The organism is Sandaracinaceae bacterium, assembly GCA_016706685.1.
Lineage (GTDB): Bacteria > Myxococcota_A > Polyangia > Polyangiales > Houyiibacteriaceae > JADJJE01.
The window spans coordinates 1-14,204 of the sequence record JADJJE010000022.1; the positions used below are offsets into that span (position 1 = coordinate 1).

The 14,204-nt window shown below is 70.5% G+C and carries 15 protein-coding genes and 1 tRNA gene; 8 read left to right on the plus strand and 8 right to left on the minus strand.

The features are described from left to right. The first annotated feature begins 354 nt into the window (after positions 1 to 354). A complete protein-coding gene (locus IPI43_23920) occupies positions 355 to 1,515 on the plus strand; it encodes a site-specific integrase (GenBank protein MBK7777137.1) in 1,161 nt (386 codons plus the stop codon). 100 nt (positions 1,516 to 1,615) lie between these two features. Here IPI43_23920 and IPI43_23925 read toward each other — a convergent pair. The 7 genes from IPI43_23925 to IPI43_23955 form a co-directional block, all read right to left on the minus strand. Continuing rightward, positions 1,616 to 1,687: transfer RNA gene (locus tag IPI43_23925), tRNA-Gly, on the minus strand. 13 nt (positions 1,688 to 1,700) lie between these two features. Further along, positions 1,701 to 2,195 carry a hypothetical protein gene (locus tag IPI43_23930; GenBank protein ID MBK7777138.1) on the minus strand — a complete coding sequence of 165 codons (495 nt, stop codon included), beginning with the start codon at positions 2,193 to 2,195 and terminating at the stop codon, positions 1,701 to 1,703. Positions 2,196 to 2,207: 12 nt separating this feature from the next. Further along, positions 2,208 to 3,956 (minus strand): thiamine pyrophosphate-binding protein, encoded by a 1,749-nt coding sequence (locus tag IPI43_23935; protein MBK7777139.1) that lies wholly within the window; start codon positions 3,954 to 3,956, stop codon positions 2,208 to 2,210. Then, a complete protein-coding gene (locus IPI43_23940; protein ID MBK7777140.1) occupies positions 3,953 to 4,345 on the minus strand; it encodes a PaaI family thioesterase in 393 nt (130 codons plus the stop codon). The genes IPI43_23935 and IPI43_23940 overlap by 4 nt, the downstream gene beginning before the upstream one ends. 334 nt (positions 4,346 to 4,679) lie before the next feature. Beyond that, the gene (locus IPI43_23945) at positions 4,680 to 5,117 is read right to left on the minus strand and encodes a hypothetical protein (protein MBK7777141.1); all 438 of its coding nucleotides are present in this window, start codon (positions 5,115 to 5,117) and stop codon (positions 4,680 to 4,682) included. Between the two features lie 5 nt (positions 5,118 to 5,122). Then, positions 5,123 to 5,428, minus strand: a complete 306-nt coding sequence (locus IPI43_23950) for an acyl carrier protein (GenBank protein MBK7777142.1) — start codon at positions 5,426 to 5,428, stop codon at positions 5,123 to 5,125. 63 nt (positions 5,429 to 5,491) lie between these two features. Next, positions 5,492 to 6,319 carry a hypothetical protein gene (locus IPI43_23955; protein MBK7777143.1) on the minus strand — a complete coding sequence of 276 codons (828 nt, stop codon included), beginning with the start codon at positions 6,317 to 6,319 and terminating at the stop codon, positions 5,492 to 5,494. Positions 6,320 to 6,560: 241 nt separating this feature from the next. Between IPI43_23955 and IPI43_23960 the strand changes: the two genes are divergently transcribed. Further along, positions 6,561 to 7,241: a hypothetical protein gene (locus IPI43_23960; protein MBK7777144.1), complete on the plus strand. Its 681-nt coding sequence runs from the start codon at positions 6,561 to 6,563 to the stop codon at positions 7,239 to 7,241. A 10-nt stretch (positions 7,242 to 7,251) separates the two neighbouring features. Here IPI43_23960 and IPI43_23965 read toward each other — a convergent pair whose 3' ends face one another. Continuing rightward, a complete protein-coding gene (locus IPI43_23965; protein ID MBK7777145.1) occupies positions 7,252 to 8,376 on the minus strand; it encodes a hydroxymethylglutaryl-CoA synthase family protein in 1,125 nt (374 codons plus the stop codon). 187 nt (positions 8,377 to 8,563) lie between these two features. Here IPI43_23965 and IPI43_23970 point away from each other — a divergent pair, with 187 nt between their 5' ends. Genes IPI43_23970 through IPI43_23995 form a run of 6 tightly spaced genes read left to right on the plus strand, consistent with a single transcriptional unit; the run spans position 8,564 to position 14,167 of the window. Beyond that, entirely contained in the window at positions 8,564 to 9,364 is an 801-nt protein-coding gene (locus IPI43_23970; protein MBK7777146.1) for a methyltransferase domain-containing protein, read from the plus strand. Further along, a complete protein-coding gene (locus IPI43_23975; protein ID MBK7777147.1) occupies positions 9,361 to 10,350 on the plus strand; it encodes a WYL domain-containing protein in 990 nt (329 codons plus the stop codon). Before IPI43_23970 ends, IPI43_23975 begins: the two co-directional genes overlap by 4 nt. Then, on the plus strand, positions 10,343 to 11,284 hold the full coding sequence (locus IPI43_23980) for a WYL domain-containing protein (GenBank protein MBK7777148.1): 942 nt from the start codon (positions 10,343 to 10,345) through the stop codon (positions 11,282 to 11,284). The genes IPI43_23975 and IPI43_23980 overlap by 8 nt, the downstream gene beginning before the upstream one ends. Further along, positions 11,265 to 12,410, plus strand: coding sequence for an ADP-ribosylglycohydrolase family protein (locus IPI43_23985; protein ID MBK7777149.1), 1,146 nt, complete (start codon positions 11,265 to 11,267; stop codon positions 12,408 to 12,410). The genes IPI43_23980 and IPI43_23985 overlap by 20 nt, the downstream gene beginning before the upstream one ends. 50 nt (positions 12,411 to 12,460) lie before the next feature. Beyond that, complete coding sequence (locus IPI43_23990) at positions 12,461 to 13,252, plus strand: hypothetical protein (protein MBK7777150.1); 792 nt, start codon at positions 12,461 to 12,463, stop codon at positions 13,250 to 13,252. 54 nt (positions 13,253 to 13,306) lie between these two features. Next, positions 13,307 to 14,167, plus strand: coding sequence for a TIGR03619 family F420-dependent LLM class oxidoreductase (locus IPI43_23995; GenBank protein MBK7777151.1), 861 nt, complete (start codon positions 13,307 to 13,309; stop codon positions 14,165 to 14,167). The last annotated feature ends 37 nt before the right edge of the window (positions 14,168 to 14,204 follow it).

Below are 14,204 nucleotides of genomic sequence, written 5' to 3' on the forward strand. Positions count from 1 at the left end.
TGCGCTCAAGAGGGGACTTACAGCAAGCGCCACGCCGAGCCTCCCTTGCTATTCCGCGCCCTATGCCAAGCGAGGCACAGCCCGAGCGCCGCCCAGAACCCGACACGGATGCCGTGACGGGGCCGCGCTCGCACGCCCTGCGCGCAGAGTACCTCGGGGAGACCTACCTCACCACCGGGCAGGTCGCCGAGCTGCTCGGCTACCGCACCCGCGCGGGCGTGCACATGGCCGTCCGCCGAGGCGAGCTCCAGGCCGTTGGCAGGCGGGGACGCACCCTCGTGTTTCGCAAGTCCGATGCGATAGCTATGCTGCGGGTGAGACCGAGCGTGGGCGTCGTGACGGGAGAACTCCATCATGACGAATCACCAAGAGCGCCGGGTCGAGCCCGGCATTTGCCAACTGAACAAGAACACATTCCGTCTCCGGGTCCGGATCACAGACTCGACGACGGGGAAGCGCTACGCGAAGTGCCAGGAGTTCGAGGGGAGCCTGCGCTCCGCTCGAAGCGAGCGAGAGGCGCTGCGCGTACAGCTCCAGCAGGGGATGGCGGAGGACCGCACGAAGGTCGAACGCCTGACGGTGGGGACCTGCGCGCACTCGTGGCTGAGCACTTCGCTCGCACGCGGTGACCTCGCCAGGTCCACGGCGCAGAAGTACGCCACCGCCTTGGACCTGCACATCGTGCCGGGCCTCGGCGACCTCTACCTCGACGCCCTTCGTCCAAAGGACATCGAGCAGTGGATGCTGCGCGAGGTGAAGCGCCACAAGCCCAACACCGTGAACTCGTGGAGGACGCAGCTCATCTGCATCCTCAGCTACGCCGAGCGTGACGGCCTCATCGCGCGGAACATCGCGAAGGACGTGAAGCCGCTCAAGCTGCGCGCCGACGCGGACGAGGACAACGCGCTCAGCGTCGCTGAGCTGCGCCAGTACCTCATCGCGTGGGAGCAGACCTACCCGGACCGCTACCCCCTGATCCTGACGCTAGCCCTCACGGGCATGCGCTGGGGTGAGGCCACCGCGCTGCGCTGGGACGACGTGTCGGCGGCCGAGGCAGGCGGCGCCCTCACCGTGCGCCGCTCTCACGTGCGCGGCGAGCTGAAGGAGACGAAGACGAACCGCACGCGGCGCGTCCCGTTTCCGGCTCACCTGGCTCGGGTGCTGCGAGAGCATCGCCTACAGCTGGTGGCCACCCAGGCCCCCGGGCTGAGCGCCGGCTGGGTCTTCCCGTCTTCGAACGGGAAGGTCCGCTCGAACGGCTCGGAGAGCGGTCGCCACCGAGCGGTGCTCCGGAAGATCGGCGTCACTCGCAAGGTGACCATCCACGGTCTTCGTCACACGGCCACCGACCTGCTCCGGCTGGCCCCGGTGGACCCCGTCGTCGCGGCGAGCATCATCGGTCACCAGACCGACAGGATGCGCGAGCACTACAGCATGGTGGGCGCCGTCGAGGCCCGAGCCAGCGGTGACGCCATCGCGGGCCTCATCGGCCTCGCTGTGCCCGTAGCGCCGTAGTCCGTCAAAAGGGTCGAGCAAAGGGTCGACCTCCAAAAGCCCCAAACGAAAACGGCCGGCTAGCGCAAACTAACCGACCGGAATCACAAGCAAATCTGGGAGCGGGAAATGGGATTCGAACCCACGACTTCAACCTTGGCAAGGTTGCACTCTACCACTGAGTTATTCCCGCGAGGGCCGCTTATCTACGGTGCCGACGGGGGGCCGTCAAGGATTTTTTCAGCCCCCGCCGGCCCCTCGCGAACACAGTCCCGCAGGGTGACCCAACCCAGCCCCAGCAACCCCAGCGTCCCGGTCACCACCACCCCCGCCACAGGCCGCACCTCGGCCCCAAACATGAACGCGAACGTCGCGATCACCCCCGGCACCTGCAGCACGCTGCTCGCCCCGAGGAACGCCACCAGCCGCACCCCCGCCCGCAAGTCAGGCCGCCGCCCGGGCAGCATCCGCAACCGCCGCCGCGCCAGCCACCGCATCAGCGCCCAGGTGGGCCACACCAGCGCCAGTGTCACCACCACCAGCCCACGCGCCACCACCGTCAACTCCGGCCGCAGCATCCCGCGCAGCTCCTCGAACTCCGGCGGGAACAGCACCGCCCGCAGCCCCGTCTCCACGCCCCACGCCACAGGCACGGCGGTGACCACCAAGGCCACCAACACCCCCCGGCTGCGCGCACTCAACACCACCGCGCGTCAGATGCTCAGCGAGCCCTTGCGGAAGTCGGTGGCGCCGATCCACGCGTTGATGCACACGGGGCGCCCGTTCCTGGCGTGCTCCTTGGCCTCGGCCAGCACGCGCGGCACGTCGGCCGGGTCCTTCACCAGCAGGCCCACGCCGCCGTAGCCTTCGGCCACCTTGTGGTAGTCGGTGCGACGCAGCACGGTGCCGCAGTCGCTGCCCAGGAGGTGGCTCTGGTCGCGCGCGATCTGCGCCCAGCTGCCGTCGGTGCCAATCACGGCGATCACGGGCAGGCCGTGGCGCACGTAGGTGTCGAACTCGGCCAGGCTGTAGGCGCTGCTGCCGTCGCCCCAGAAGAGCCAGGTCTCCGCCGAGGGCCGCGCCAGCGCCGCGCCGGCTGCATAGCCGCCGCCCACGCCCAGCGTGCCGAACACGCCCGGGTCCAGCCAGCACAGCGGGTTGCGCGGGCGCACGATGTAGCTGGCCGTGGCCACGAAGTCGCCGCCGTCCACCACGATGACCGCGTCGTCGGACATCACGTCCTCGATGGCGCGGCACAGCATGAGCGGGTTGATGTACTCGGTCTTCACCGCGGCCTGCTGCTCGATCTCGGTGTCGCGCTTCTGCTCGCTCTTGCGCAGCGTGGCGAACCACGGCTCCCAGGCCAGCTTCGAAGGCCGCGCCACGCGCGCCAGCTCCTGCAGGGTGCGCCCGGCGTCGGCCAGCACGGCCAGCGTGGGCCGCCGGTTCTTGGTGAGCTCCACCGGGTTGCGGTTCACGGTCACCACCTGCGCCTTGCTGTTGATGCCCAGGCCGTATCCCATGCGGAAGTCGAACGGGAAGCCGCACACCAGCACGAAGTCGGCCTCCTTCAGGGCCTTTCCGCGCGCGTGCCGGAACTGGATGTCGCTGCCGCTGCGGCCCAGGAGCCCGCGCGCACAGCCGCCCAGGAACACGGGCACGCCCAGCGTGCGCAGCGCGTCGGCCACCTGGTGGGCCTCCATGCTCTCCACCACGCTCTGGCTGCCCATCACCACCACGGGCTTGCGCGCGTTCTCCAGCATGGCCGCAATCTGCTTCACCTCGTTGCGCGCGGGGCTGGGCACGGGCGGCCGCTTGGGGGTCTTGGCCACCACCTTGTCGGCCCCCTGAAAGGTGCGGAACAAGTGCGCCATGGCCACCGCGTGCAGCGCCTTCATGGGCAGCGAGTCGCTCTTGCCGCCGCCGGTCATGTCGCCGTACATGCCGCGCACCAGCTCCTGCGAGTAGAGTAAGTCCACCGGGCACTCGATGAACACGGGCCCGGGCACGCCGTCGAGCGCCACCTCGAAGCCCTCCTCGAGGGCAGGCACCAGGTCCTTCACGCGCTTCACCTGGCGCGTCATCTTCACCATGGACTGGATGGGCGAGATCTGGTCGATGTCCTGCAGCGCCCCACGCCCGCGCAGCGCGGTGGCCGTGGCCCCGCCCAGCAAGATGAGCGGCGACTGCGCCATGTACGCGTTCTGGATGGCGGTGAGCGTGTTGGTCACGCCCGGGCCCGCGGTCACGGCGGCCACCCCGGGCACGCCCGTCATGCGCGCCATGGCGTCGGCGGCGAACACCGCGTTCTTTTCGTCGCGCATGTCCACCACGCGAATGCCCGCGCGCTGGCTCTCCACCAAGATGGGCGAGATGTGCCCGCCGCACAGCGTGAACACGAACTCCACGCCCTGCTTGCGCAGCACATCCGCAATGAGCTTGCCGCCGTTGGTGCCCTTCATGACTTGTCTCCTAGTACGTGCCCTGGGAGCACGAAGCAGGTGAAGGTGCCCTCGAACACGGGCTCGTCCGCGCGCGTGCACGTCACCTTCACGATGTGTTTCTTGCCGGCCGTGGACTCGCGCACCGCGCTGGCCACCACCACGTCACCCACCACCACGGGCTTCAAGAAGCGCGCTTCCGAAGATCCCAGCACCACGAACGGGTCGTTCACGGCCAGCATGGCCGCGTAGTCCGCCAGGCCAAACACGAAGCCGCCGTGCACCAGCCCGCGCGCGTCGGCCGCCATGCCCGCGTGCGTGGTGAGCGTGGCCTGCGCCTGCCCCTCGCTCAGCGAGAGCGGCCGCCCCACCCACGTGGCGTCGATGGCGAGGTGTGTGTTGGTGTCCACCATGCGGCGCATCCTGCCCGATCCGTCGTGGGCGCGCGAGCCCAGTTCCGGGGGCGGCGCTCGATTGGCACCCATGGCTTGAGCCTGATCACTCGACACAAGTCTTGGCAGGCTCTTGTCAGCATGAATCGGTCCTGTTTCAAGGGGAATTGGCACCCCGGCTTGAAAGGTTTCAACCCGGGGTGCCCATAGTGCCTTGCAGCAAGCCGATTCGGCCCCCTAGCAAGATGTGTTGAATCCTCAGACTCGAGCCATCGGTGCCCACAACACCTTGCAGCAAGGCGACTCGGCCGCCTGCGAGATGAGTGGAATCCCCAGCCTCCACCCCACCGCTTCAACGCGGCGGCAGCGCCTCGCCCACCACGTTGATCGTCCCGCGCGCGCACAGCTCGCTGTCCGGACCACGGAACAGCTCGCAATCGAACTGAGCCAGCGCCCCAGCCCCCCAGCTCTCGGTGGCCACCACGCGCAGCACGTCGCCCACGCGCATGCTGGGCACGAGGAAGTCCACGCCGCGCGTGCCCAAGAGCGCGCCCGCCACGGGGTTCGGGTCCGTGCCGCTGGTGCGGTGGCTCATGAGCACCGCCGCGCTCTGCGCAAACAGCTCGATGGCCGCAATGGGCGACACCAGCCCATCCACGGCCAGGATGTGGTCCGCGCGCAGCGTCATGGTGGTCTCGACGGAGCTGGCGGTGACCGAGATCACGTCGTCGATGAAGCACATGGGCCCGCGGTGCGGGATGCGCGCCAGCAGGTGGGTGAGCTCCCCCATCGCGCTCAGCTGTTGCTGCCGCCGCCGCCGGGCAGCGTCACGTCGGGCTCGGCCTCGCCGCGCGCCGCTGCCGCGATCTCGTTCTCCACGAACGTGATCAGCTCGTCCACGGTGCGAATCTGCTTGGCCGTCTCGGGGTCCGGCCGGCGCCCGGTCATGTCGCGCAGCTGCACGAAGATGTCCACGGCGTCGATGCTGTCGAGGTCGAGGTCCTCGTACAGCGTGGACTCGGGCTTGATCTGGGCCTTCTCGAGCTCGAAGGTGTCGGAGAGGATCTCCACGATCTCCGAGAAAATTTCGTCACGCGTCATCGTTCGGCTCATGAGGGGGACAGACTTGTCAGAGAGAGGCGACGATGGCAAGGGGGCGGCGGTTCAGGGGAGGGCGCTGGCGGCCGGCGTGGCGCGGATCACGAACCCGACCGAGAGCCCGGTGTAGCGGCACACACCGCCGGAAGCGAACCGGATGTCCGTCAGGTTCTCGAAGATCTGGCCGGACTCATCCAGGAGCTCGCCCGATGCCCCGAGCCGTTGCAGCGCCTCGGCCAGCGCAACGAAGCCCGCCTCGTCCATCCACCCGCCCACCAGGATCTCGATCAGGTCGGCTCGTGCCGTCCGCACGCCCAGGCGAACCTCATGGATCGCGATCGGCAGCGCGACGACATCACCCGCCACGTCCAGCGCTGGAATCTCGAGGGTGGCGTCCCCACGCCCACGTCCGTTCAGCAGCACGCCGCCCTCGGCGTCCAGCGGGCCCCACGCAACTCCCACACCTTCTTGGCCGACCCACGTCGCGCCGGTGTCGTTGCTGTGGGCCAGCAAGCGGAGTGGTGCGCAGTCTGGGCCTGCGCTGCAAGCGAGGGCTTCGTGGGCGAGCGCTTCGAGGTCCAGGCTGGGGTACCGAGTTGTGGACAGCGCCGCATACGCGTCCACCATCTCGGCGAAGGCATTGTCGATGCCGAACGTCTCATCCCCGCACGGGTCGTATCGGTCCTCGAGCTCGTATCCCGGCAGGTCTCCACCATCTCCGCGGAAGTCGATGTCGCTCACGCGCAAGCTCCACGCTTGCACGGGCGTCAGCATCACGCCGACGCTGGGCACCCCCGCGTCGGGCTGGGGCTGGGCGTCGGGGGGGCTCGCCTCGCAGGCGCCCAAGATGAGCGCAGTCGCAGTCCAAACCGTGGTCCCCAGCCTCACGTGCATGAACACAGCTTCGTGGATGGCGAGCGCGATGGCAACACTCGGCGGGCTCCGCTACCCTGCAGCGATGCAGGGACGCACGCCACGCCGTTGGCCAGGAGCAGCGATGATCGGAGCCGCGCTGGCCGTCGCGGCATCGCTCTCTGTCCAGACGGCGGCCGCCTGCTCTCCCCCGCTGCCGTCCTACTCGGCGCGCCCAGCGAGCGGCGCGGTGCTGCCAGCTGGTCCGGTTCAGCTCGTGCTCATGATTTCGGGCTACGGGGCATCCAGCCTCGAAGGCGTCTTCGCGGTCACCGACGGGGCGGGCGCGCCGGTTCCGTTCAGCTTCGCGCTCGTGCGAAACGGCGCGGTGATCAGCTTCGACGCCACCGCCCTCACCGACGTCATCGTGTTCGCGTCGCGCGGCTCCAACATCCTGCCGCTCTCCCAGGTCGCTTCCTACACGGTGGAGGATCAGGCACCGAGCAGCGCGCCGAGCGCACCCGAGGTCGTCGCCGAGGCTTCCTTCTGCGACGTCTGCTGGGGTGGTTCCACCGCCTGCTGCTCGCGGGAGAGCGTCCTCAGCACGCCCGTCACCATCTCGGGAGACGGTATCGCGGCCGCGTGGGTCGACGCCAACGGGCTCCTCGCGGGCGTGTTGCCCTACGGCACGGCGCACACGGGCTCCGCTCGCCAGTGGGGCATCTGGTACGTCCCGCCCGGTGAGGCGCTGGTCTCGCTCGATGTGCATGGGCGCCAGTCACCCACCACCGCGTGGTCCGCGCCCGCCGCGGTGGCATGTGGCGACGACGCCCTCGATGAGGGCGAGGAGCACGCGGGGGGCTCCTGCCGAGCGACCGTGGGCAGCGGCACACCAAGCCCCTTGGCGGGGGCCTTCATGGTCGCCCTCGTGTGGCGCGTCCGCCGTCGCCGCACCCTCCCCTGACCACGCCTGCTCAGTGCTTCGCGTGCCCCGCCCGCAGCGCCGCATACTCGCCCGCCGTCAGCATCTGCCGCTCGTTCAGGTCGCGCTCGGCCGTCGGCATCCACGCCCCCGCCTTCGCAGCCGGCCCAGCGCTCAGGGTCAACAGCTCGGCGCCGAAGCCGCTGCCATACGAGAACGCGCCGATGCGCGTGCCCTTGGGCAGCCCGGCGAGCGTGCTGGCCACCGAGACCCACAGGCTGGCCGTGTAGCAGTTCCCCACGCGGGCGTTCACGCGCATGGTGGGCGCCACCTTGTCTTCGAAGAACGCAGACGTCTCGCCCTCGCCCAAGCCCAAGCGCTCGCCCACGGCGGCCACGGCCTTCTTCACCATCTTGGGGAAGGGCACGTGGAAGCACACCGCGTGCAGCGCGTTCAGGATGGCGCGTGGGCTCTCGCCGGCGGCCCCGCCCTCGCTCTGTTGGAAGGCCACGTAGTCCGCGAAGCAGCTCTCGGCGGCGGTCTTGTAGCAGTCGAGCGAGAGCTGGCCCTCCACGCTCGGGAAGGCCTGGCCCACGGGGCGCCAGAAGTCGAAGGCGGGCTGGCTGTACGGGAAGCTGTGCAGCTCCACCTCGGCGATGTCCGGCGTGCCCACGATCATGGCCACGGCGCCGGCGCCCTGCGTGGGCTCGCCGCCGTCTTCCGGCGCGTAGAGCGCCACGTCGGCCGCGATGACCAACGCCGACTTGCCGCGCGCGGCTCCGGAACGCCGCCACTCCACGGCCTGGCGCAGCGCGAGCGTGCCGCCGTAGCAGGCGTGCTTCACTTCGTAGGAGCGCACGGCGCCCGTGAGGCCCAGCTCTTCGGCCACCCAAGCAGACAGCGGGCGGCTCATGTCCTTGGCCGTCTCGGTGCCCACCACGATCATGCCGATGTCGCTCAGCGAGCCCTGCCAGCTGTCGAGCGCGCGGCGCGCGGCGGTGACCGCCAGCGTCACCACGTCGGTGCCCGCGGGGCACAGCGCCATCTCGTGGCAGCCCAGGCCGGACAGGTACTTGTTGGGGTCCACGCCGCGCAGCGCGCCCAGCTCGGCGAGGGGCAAGGCGGCGGAGGGGAAGTGGACGCCCAGGGCGGAGATTCCAACGGATGACGTGCTCATAGCCCTCGATCTAGCATCGCCGCGCACGGCGTGTTCGTAATTCTCTTGTAATCACAATAGCTTTCACATGATATTGAAATCGGTGAAAAACATCAATGCTTGCGCGCACATGCACCCACGCGGGCACCCCATGTCATGAATCCTGGGCCCTATCGGGGCCAGGCCGAAGGGTTCATCATCGTGGGCCATGGACGTCTGGTCCCCGGCCCAGTACCGCCGCTTCGCCGCCGAGCGACGCCAACCCTTCGACGCGCTGGTGGCGCTGTGCGAGCCCTGCCGCTCTGGCCTCGCGTACGACTTGGGGTGCGGCCCGGGAGAGCTCACGCGCGAGCTGCCGCGGCGCCTCGGTGTGGCGCGCGTGGTGGGCGTGGACTCGAGTGACGCCATGTTGCAGAGCGCCGCCGAGCACGCCGACGAGAGCGTGAGCTTTCAGCAAGGCGACCTCGCCACCTTCGTGAGCCCCACGCCCGTGGACGTCATGTTCTCGAACGCGGCGCTGCACTGGGCGCCCGACCACGCGGCCGTGCTGGCCCACTGGCGCGCGCAGCTGGCCCCAGGCGGACAGCTGGCGGTGCAGCTGCCGTGCAACGGCGACCACCCGGCCTACCAGGCCATCGCCATCACGGTGGGCGAGCAGCGCGCGCTGTTCCCGGGGCCGCTGCCCAGCGTGGCCTCCGCCGAGAACGTGGAGACGGTGGAGCGCTACGTGGAGATCCTGCACGGCCTCGGCGCCAGCCAGCTGAACGTGCACCTGCGCGTGTTCCCGCACGCGCTCGCGGGGCCGCTCGAGGTCATCGAGTGGGTGCGCGGCACGGCGCTGCATCCCATCCGCGTTGCGCTGAATGACGAGGCAGCGTACGGCGCGTTCCTGGCATCCTACGAGGCGCGCCTGCGGCGCATCCTGGGACCCCCCGACATGCCTTACCTCTTCACGTTCAAGCGCATCTTCCTGTGGGCGCGCTTCGACACCCCCGCGGCCGCGCGATGAACCGGCTCGAGCGCCTGCTGGACCTGGTGCACGTGCTGCAGACCGCGCGCGCCCCCGTGTCGCTCGACGCGCTGCGCGAGCTGTTCCCGGACTACGCCGACGGCAGCCCGGACGCCACGCGCCGCAAGTTCGAGCGCGACAAGGCGGAGCTCGCGGGCATCGGCCTGGTGCTGCGCTTCGTGAGCGAGGAGCAGGCGGAGCACGGAGGCCAAGAGGGCTACTGGCTGGACGCCGACGCCAGCTACCTGCCGCCCATCGACCTGGGCCCGCGTGACCGCGCGCTCCTCACGGTGGCGGCGCGCGCGGCGCTGGGCAGCGAGGCCTTCCCGCACCGCGCGGCGCTGCGGCTGGCGCTGGCCAAGCTGGACCCGAGCGGCAGCGACGACCCCGCGCACGCGCCGCTGGTCATGCCCGGGCGCTCGCACGAGGAGCCCGTCAGCGAGCAGCTCGAGCAGCTGAGCGCGGCGCTCGGGCGGCGCAAGCGCGTGACGCTGGTGTACCAGAAGCCGGGCAGCGCCCCGAGCGAGCGCGACGTGGATCCGTTCGCCCTGTTCTCGAAGAGCGGCGTCTGGCACCTGTGCGGCTTCGACCACCGGCGACAGACCACGCGCGTCTTCCGCGTGTCGCGCATCGCGTCGCTGGTGGTGAACGACAAGCGCCCCACGCAGCCGGACTACGAGATCCCCACGGGCTTCCGCGCGGCCGACTACAGCGTGATGAACCCGCTGCGCTACGAGGTGAGCGAGCCGCTGACCTGCCGCGTGCACGTGGACCCGGAGGTGGCCTTCCTGATGCGCGCGCCATGGGGCGAGCCCGGCGCCGATGGTGTCTTCGAGCTGACCACCACCAACCTGCCGCACCTGGTGCAGCAGGTGCTGTCGCTCGGGCCGCGCGCCGAGCTGCTGTCGCCAAAGGTGGCGCGTGCGGCGCTGGTGGCGCAGCTCGAGGCCGTGCTGGCGGCTCACGGGGAGGGCGCGCGTGGCTGACCTCACGGGCGACCTCGGGCGCTTCTTGGTGCTGGTGCCGTGGCTGGCGCAGCACCCTGACGGCGTGCCCGTGAACGAGGTGTGCGAGCGCCTCGGCATCGAGCGGCGCGCGCTCGGAAAGCTGGTGGACCAGGTGGCCTTCGTGGGCACGCCCGACGGCACGCCCGACGAGCTGGTGGACCTGTACATGGAGGGCGAGCGCCTGCACGTGGCGCTGCCGCAGCAGTTCACGCGCGCGCCGCGCTTCAGCCCGGAAGAGATGCTGGCGCTGCTGCTGGTGCTGGCGCCGCTGCGCAACGCCCCCGTGCCGGGCCTGGCGAGTGACGCCGAGGCGCTGGCCGAGCGCCTGCTCGCGCTGGGCAGCGAGCGCGCGCGGGAGCTTGTGGCGCGCGTGGACGACGTGGTCTTCGCCGAGGGCGAGCTCACCGAGCAGCACGAGCACCTGCGGCTGCTGGAGCGCGCCGTGCGAGAGCACCGCGTGTGCGAGGCCGAGTACTACACGGCCGGGAGAGACGCGCTCAGCGAGCGGCGCCTGCACCCCATGGCGCTCATCGAGCAGCGCGGCGCGTGGTACGTGGTGGCCGACGACCACAAGACGTTCAAGGTGGAGCGCTTCAAGCGCGTGGCGCTGAGCGAGGCCACGTTCACGCCGCCCGTGGGCTTCGACGCCAGCCGCTACACGCGCGATGGGCTGTTCGGGGCGGGGGCCAGCGACGCGCGGGAGACCCCCGAGGTCACGCTGCAGCTGCGCGTGCGCGGCGAGGCGCGGCCGTTCGGCGCCAGCGCCACCGCGCGCGTCTTCTCCTGGCTGCGAACCCAGGGCGGCGACGCCGTGCTAGAGGGACCGGAGCCCGCGCGGCAGGCGTTCCTGAGTGAGACGAGGGCGCTGCTAGGGCGCTATGACGTGAAGAAAGATGGTCATGAACAAGGGTGAGCGCGCTCGCGCGATGGGATGTTGGTACGGACAGCTCACGGGTGATGCCCTGGGCAGCTTGGTGGAGTGGAAGATGCCCGCCGAGATTCAGGCCGCCTACCCGGATGGCGTGCGCGACATGCACGACGGCGGGACCTTCGACACGCTGGCGGGGCAGCCCACCGACGACTCCGAGATGGCGCTGGCGCTGTCCTGGTCGCTGCTGGACGAGGGCGACTACGTGGAGGAGTCGGCCGCGCGGCACTACCTGCGCTGGTACGAGTCGGACCCCTTCGACATCGGCAGCACGGTGGAGGTGGCGGTGAAGGCGGGGCAGCACGCCTACCAGCACGACGAGGAGGTGGCGCCGGCCATGCGCCGCGGGGCCAACCAGTCCAGCCAGGCGAACGGGGCCATGATGCGTGTCTCGCCCATCGCCATCTTCGGCGCGCGGCGCGGCGACGAGTGGGTGGCGCGCGCGGCCATGGAAGACGCGGCGCTCACGCACCCACACCCCGCCGTGAAGCAGGCCAGCGCGGTCTTCGCGGTCACGCTGGCGCGCGCCATTCGCGGTGAGACCGACCCGCGCGCGCTCTTCGCTTCGGCGCAGGACTACGCGGCGCGCATCGACGCTCACCCGCTGGTGCGCGGTGCGCTGCGCGACGCCGAAGAGGGCCCGCCGCGAGACTTCCTCGACAAGCAGGGCTGGGTGCGCATCGCGCTGCAGAACGCCTTCCACGTGCTGCTGCACAGCGCTTCGTTCGAGGAGGCCCTGGTGGAGACCGTGGGCCGCGGCGGCGACAGCGACAGCAACGCGGTCATCGCGGGCGCGCTGCTGGGTGCCGTGCACGGCGTGCATGCCGTCCCCGCGCGCTGGCGTGCGTGCGTGGACCGCTGCGAGCCCGAAGAAGACGAAGACGGCGTGAAGCGCCCGCGCCCCAGCTGGCTGTGGCCCACGGGCGCCGAGGGGCTGGCGCTCTCGCTGCTGGCGTCGGGTGAAGAAGAAGCCTCGGCGGGTGGCGCAGGCGGGGAGTCCACGGGCGATGACCTGGACGATGACGGCTTGGATGATGGCGTCGATGACGACCTCGACGACGAGGACGATGATGACGACGACGAGCCCTACGAGGGGGGTCTCGACGACTGAGCCGCGTCTCCGCAGGTGCCAGCGCCGGTCGGGACTGGCACCCTGTGCGGATGACTTCTCGTGGATGGTGGTCGCGGGGCACGGGTCCGAGCGGCGCGGCGCTCGTGCTGGCCGGGCTCGCGCTGGCACAGGCCGGGTGTGGCGGTGGCGGCAGCGGCCGTGACGCGGGCCTCGGCGACGCCGCCACGCAGGATGGCGATGTGGTCGGGGATCTGGGCGTCCCGCTGCCCGCCGCCGCGTATCTCGCGCGCCACGACGGACGCCGCTGCCCCTCGCCCAACTGTGGCGGCTACTTCCTGCAGGCCGTCAACCAAGCGGACACGCTGTGCGCCGACGGCACCCGCGCGAGCGAGTGCTACGTGGCGGATCTCGACTGGGCCGCGAGCGGGCTGAGCCCCGCGGACCAACAGCGCGCCACCAGCGGCACGGGCGGCTTCCTCTTGGACGGCGTTCAAGAGCAGCGCAGCTACGGCGTCGGCGGCGTGTTCGGCGTCCTGCGCGTGAGCGCGGCGTGGGTGAGCGAGTGGGGCACGCCGCTCACCGTGCCGGCCTTGGACGCGAGCTTCCACCAGCTGTCGGACAACGGCATGCTCTGCGTGCTGGAGCCGTGCTTCAACCTGCCCGTGGTCACGCTCAACACGCAGGACAGCGAGCTGGTGTCGGCGCTGGACCTCACGGGCGTGGGCGCTTCGGGCCCGCAAGAGGCGCTGGGCCGCGCCGCCCTCGAAGCCGGCACGCTGCGGGCCACGGGCACCATCATGACCGACGAGGTCGCAGGCCCCGGAGGCTTCGGCGAGACCTACCACGCGCAGCAGTTCTACCTGCGGCTGCCGCTCGACTGACGCGCGCGCCCAGTCCCCTCGCGCTCACGCGAAGGGGCGCGTACGCTCGCGCCCATGAAGATCGGCATCGTCCCTCTCAATGTGGGTGGCCCCGACGCGGCCACGCAGATGATCCCCTTGGCGCAGTACGCGGAGGCCGCGGGCATCGAGTCCGTCTGGACCTTCGAGCACGCCATGGTCCCCATGAACTACGAGTCGCGCTACCCGTACGACAAGTCGGGGAAGATGCCCATCTCGCCCGAGGGCTGGTTCATCGACCCGCTCATCTCACTGGCGCACGTGGCCGCGGTCACCAAGACCATCCGCCTCGGCACGGGGGTGAACATCCTGCCGCAGACCAACCCGCTCTTGCTCGCGAAGCAGGCCGCCAGCATCGACGTGCTGAGCGGCGGGCGCCTCCTGCTGGGCCTCGGCATCGGCTGGCTCGAGGAGGAGTTCGTGGCCATGGGCACGCCCTTCGAGCGCCGCGGCGCGCGCTTCAACGACTACATGGTGGCCATGAAGAAGGTCTGGAGCGGCGACGTGGTGGAGCACCAGAGCGACTTCCTCAACTGGAGCGGCTTCAAGAGCTTCCCCACGCCCGCGCAGCGACCGCACCCCCCGCTTCTGGTGGGCGGCACGTCGAAGCAAGCCCTCAAGCGCGTGGCTCAGCTGGGCGACGGCTGGTACGCGCCCAGCGGCAGCCCCGAGCAGCTGGCCGAGCAGCTGGCTGACCTGCGCACCATCGCGGCCGAGGTGGGCCGCGACTACGGCAGCATCGAGATCACCGGCACCTGGCGCGTGGCCGCCCAGCCGGACGCGGTGAAGCAGTTCGAGGACCTGGGCGTGAGCCGCCTGATCGTGCCGCTGTTCTCCACCGGCAAGGTCCACTACCAGGAGGCGATCGACGTGATCGCCAAGCACACGGGCGCGTGAGGGCGGGCGCGCACCGCGCCCTCACGGCACCGCGGGG

Excerpts from the sequence above, each read along its gene's own strand:
- IPI43_23920 (MBK7777137.1), top strand. The coding sequence starts at position 355 with ATGACGAATCACCAAGAGCGCCGGGTCGAGCCCGGCATTTGCCAACTG.
- IPI43_23935 (MBK7777139.1), bottom strand. The coding sequence starts at position 3,956 with ATGAAGGGCACCAACGGCGGCAAGCTCATTGCGGATGTGCTGCGCAAG.
- IPI43_23945 (MBK7777141.1), bottom strand. The coding sequence starts at position 5,117 with ATGGGGGAGCTCACCCACCTGCTGGCGCGCATCCCGCACCGCGGGCCC.
- IPI43_23950 (MBK7777142.1), bottom strand. The coding sequence starts at position 5,428 with ATGACGCGTGACGAAATTTTCTCGGAGATCGTGGAGATCCTCTCCGAC.
- IPI43_23955 (MBK7777143.1), bottom strand. The coding sequence starts at position 6,319 with ATGCACGTGAGGCTGGGGACCACGGTTTGGACTGCGACTGCGCTCATC.
- IPI43_23960 (MBK7777144.1), top strand. The coding sequence starts at position 6,561 with ATGATTTCGGGCTACGGGGCATCCAGCCTCGAAGGCGTCTTCGCGGTC.
- IPI43_23965 (MBK7777145.1), bottom strand. The coding sequence starts at position 8,376 with ATGAGCACGTCATCCGTTGGAATCTCCGCCCTGGGCGTCCACTTCCCC.
- IPI43_23970 (MBK7777146.1), top strand. The coding sequence starts at position 8,564 with ATGGACGTCTGGTCCCCGGCCCAGTACCGCCGCTTCGCCGCCGAGCGA.
- IPI43_23975 (MBK7777147.1), top strand. The coding sequence starts at position 9,361 with ATGAACCGGCTCGAGCGCCTGCTGGACCTGGTGCACGTGCTGCAGACC.
- IPI43_23985 (MBK7777149.1), top strand. The coding sequence starts at position 11,265 with ATGGTCATGAACAAGGGTGAGCGCGCTCGCGCGATGGGATGTTGGTAC.
- IPI43_23990 (MBK7777150.1), top strand. The coding sequence starts at position 12,461 with ATGACTTCTCGTGGATGGTGGTCGCGGGGCACGGGTCCGAGCGGCGCG.
- IPI43_23995 (MBK7777151.1), top strand. The coding sequence starts at position 13,307 with ATGAAGATCGGCATCGTCCCTCTCAATGTGGGTGGCCCCGACGCGGCC.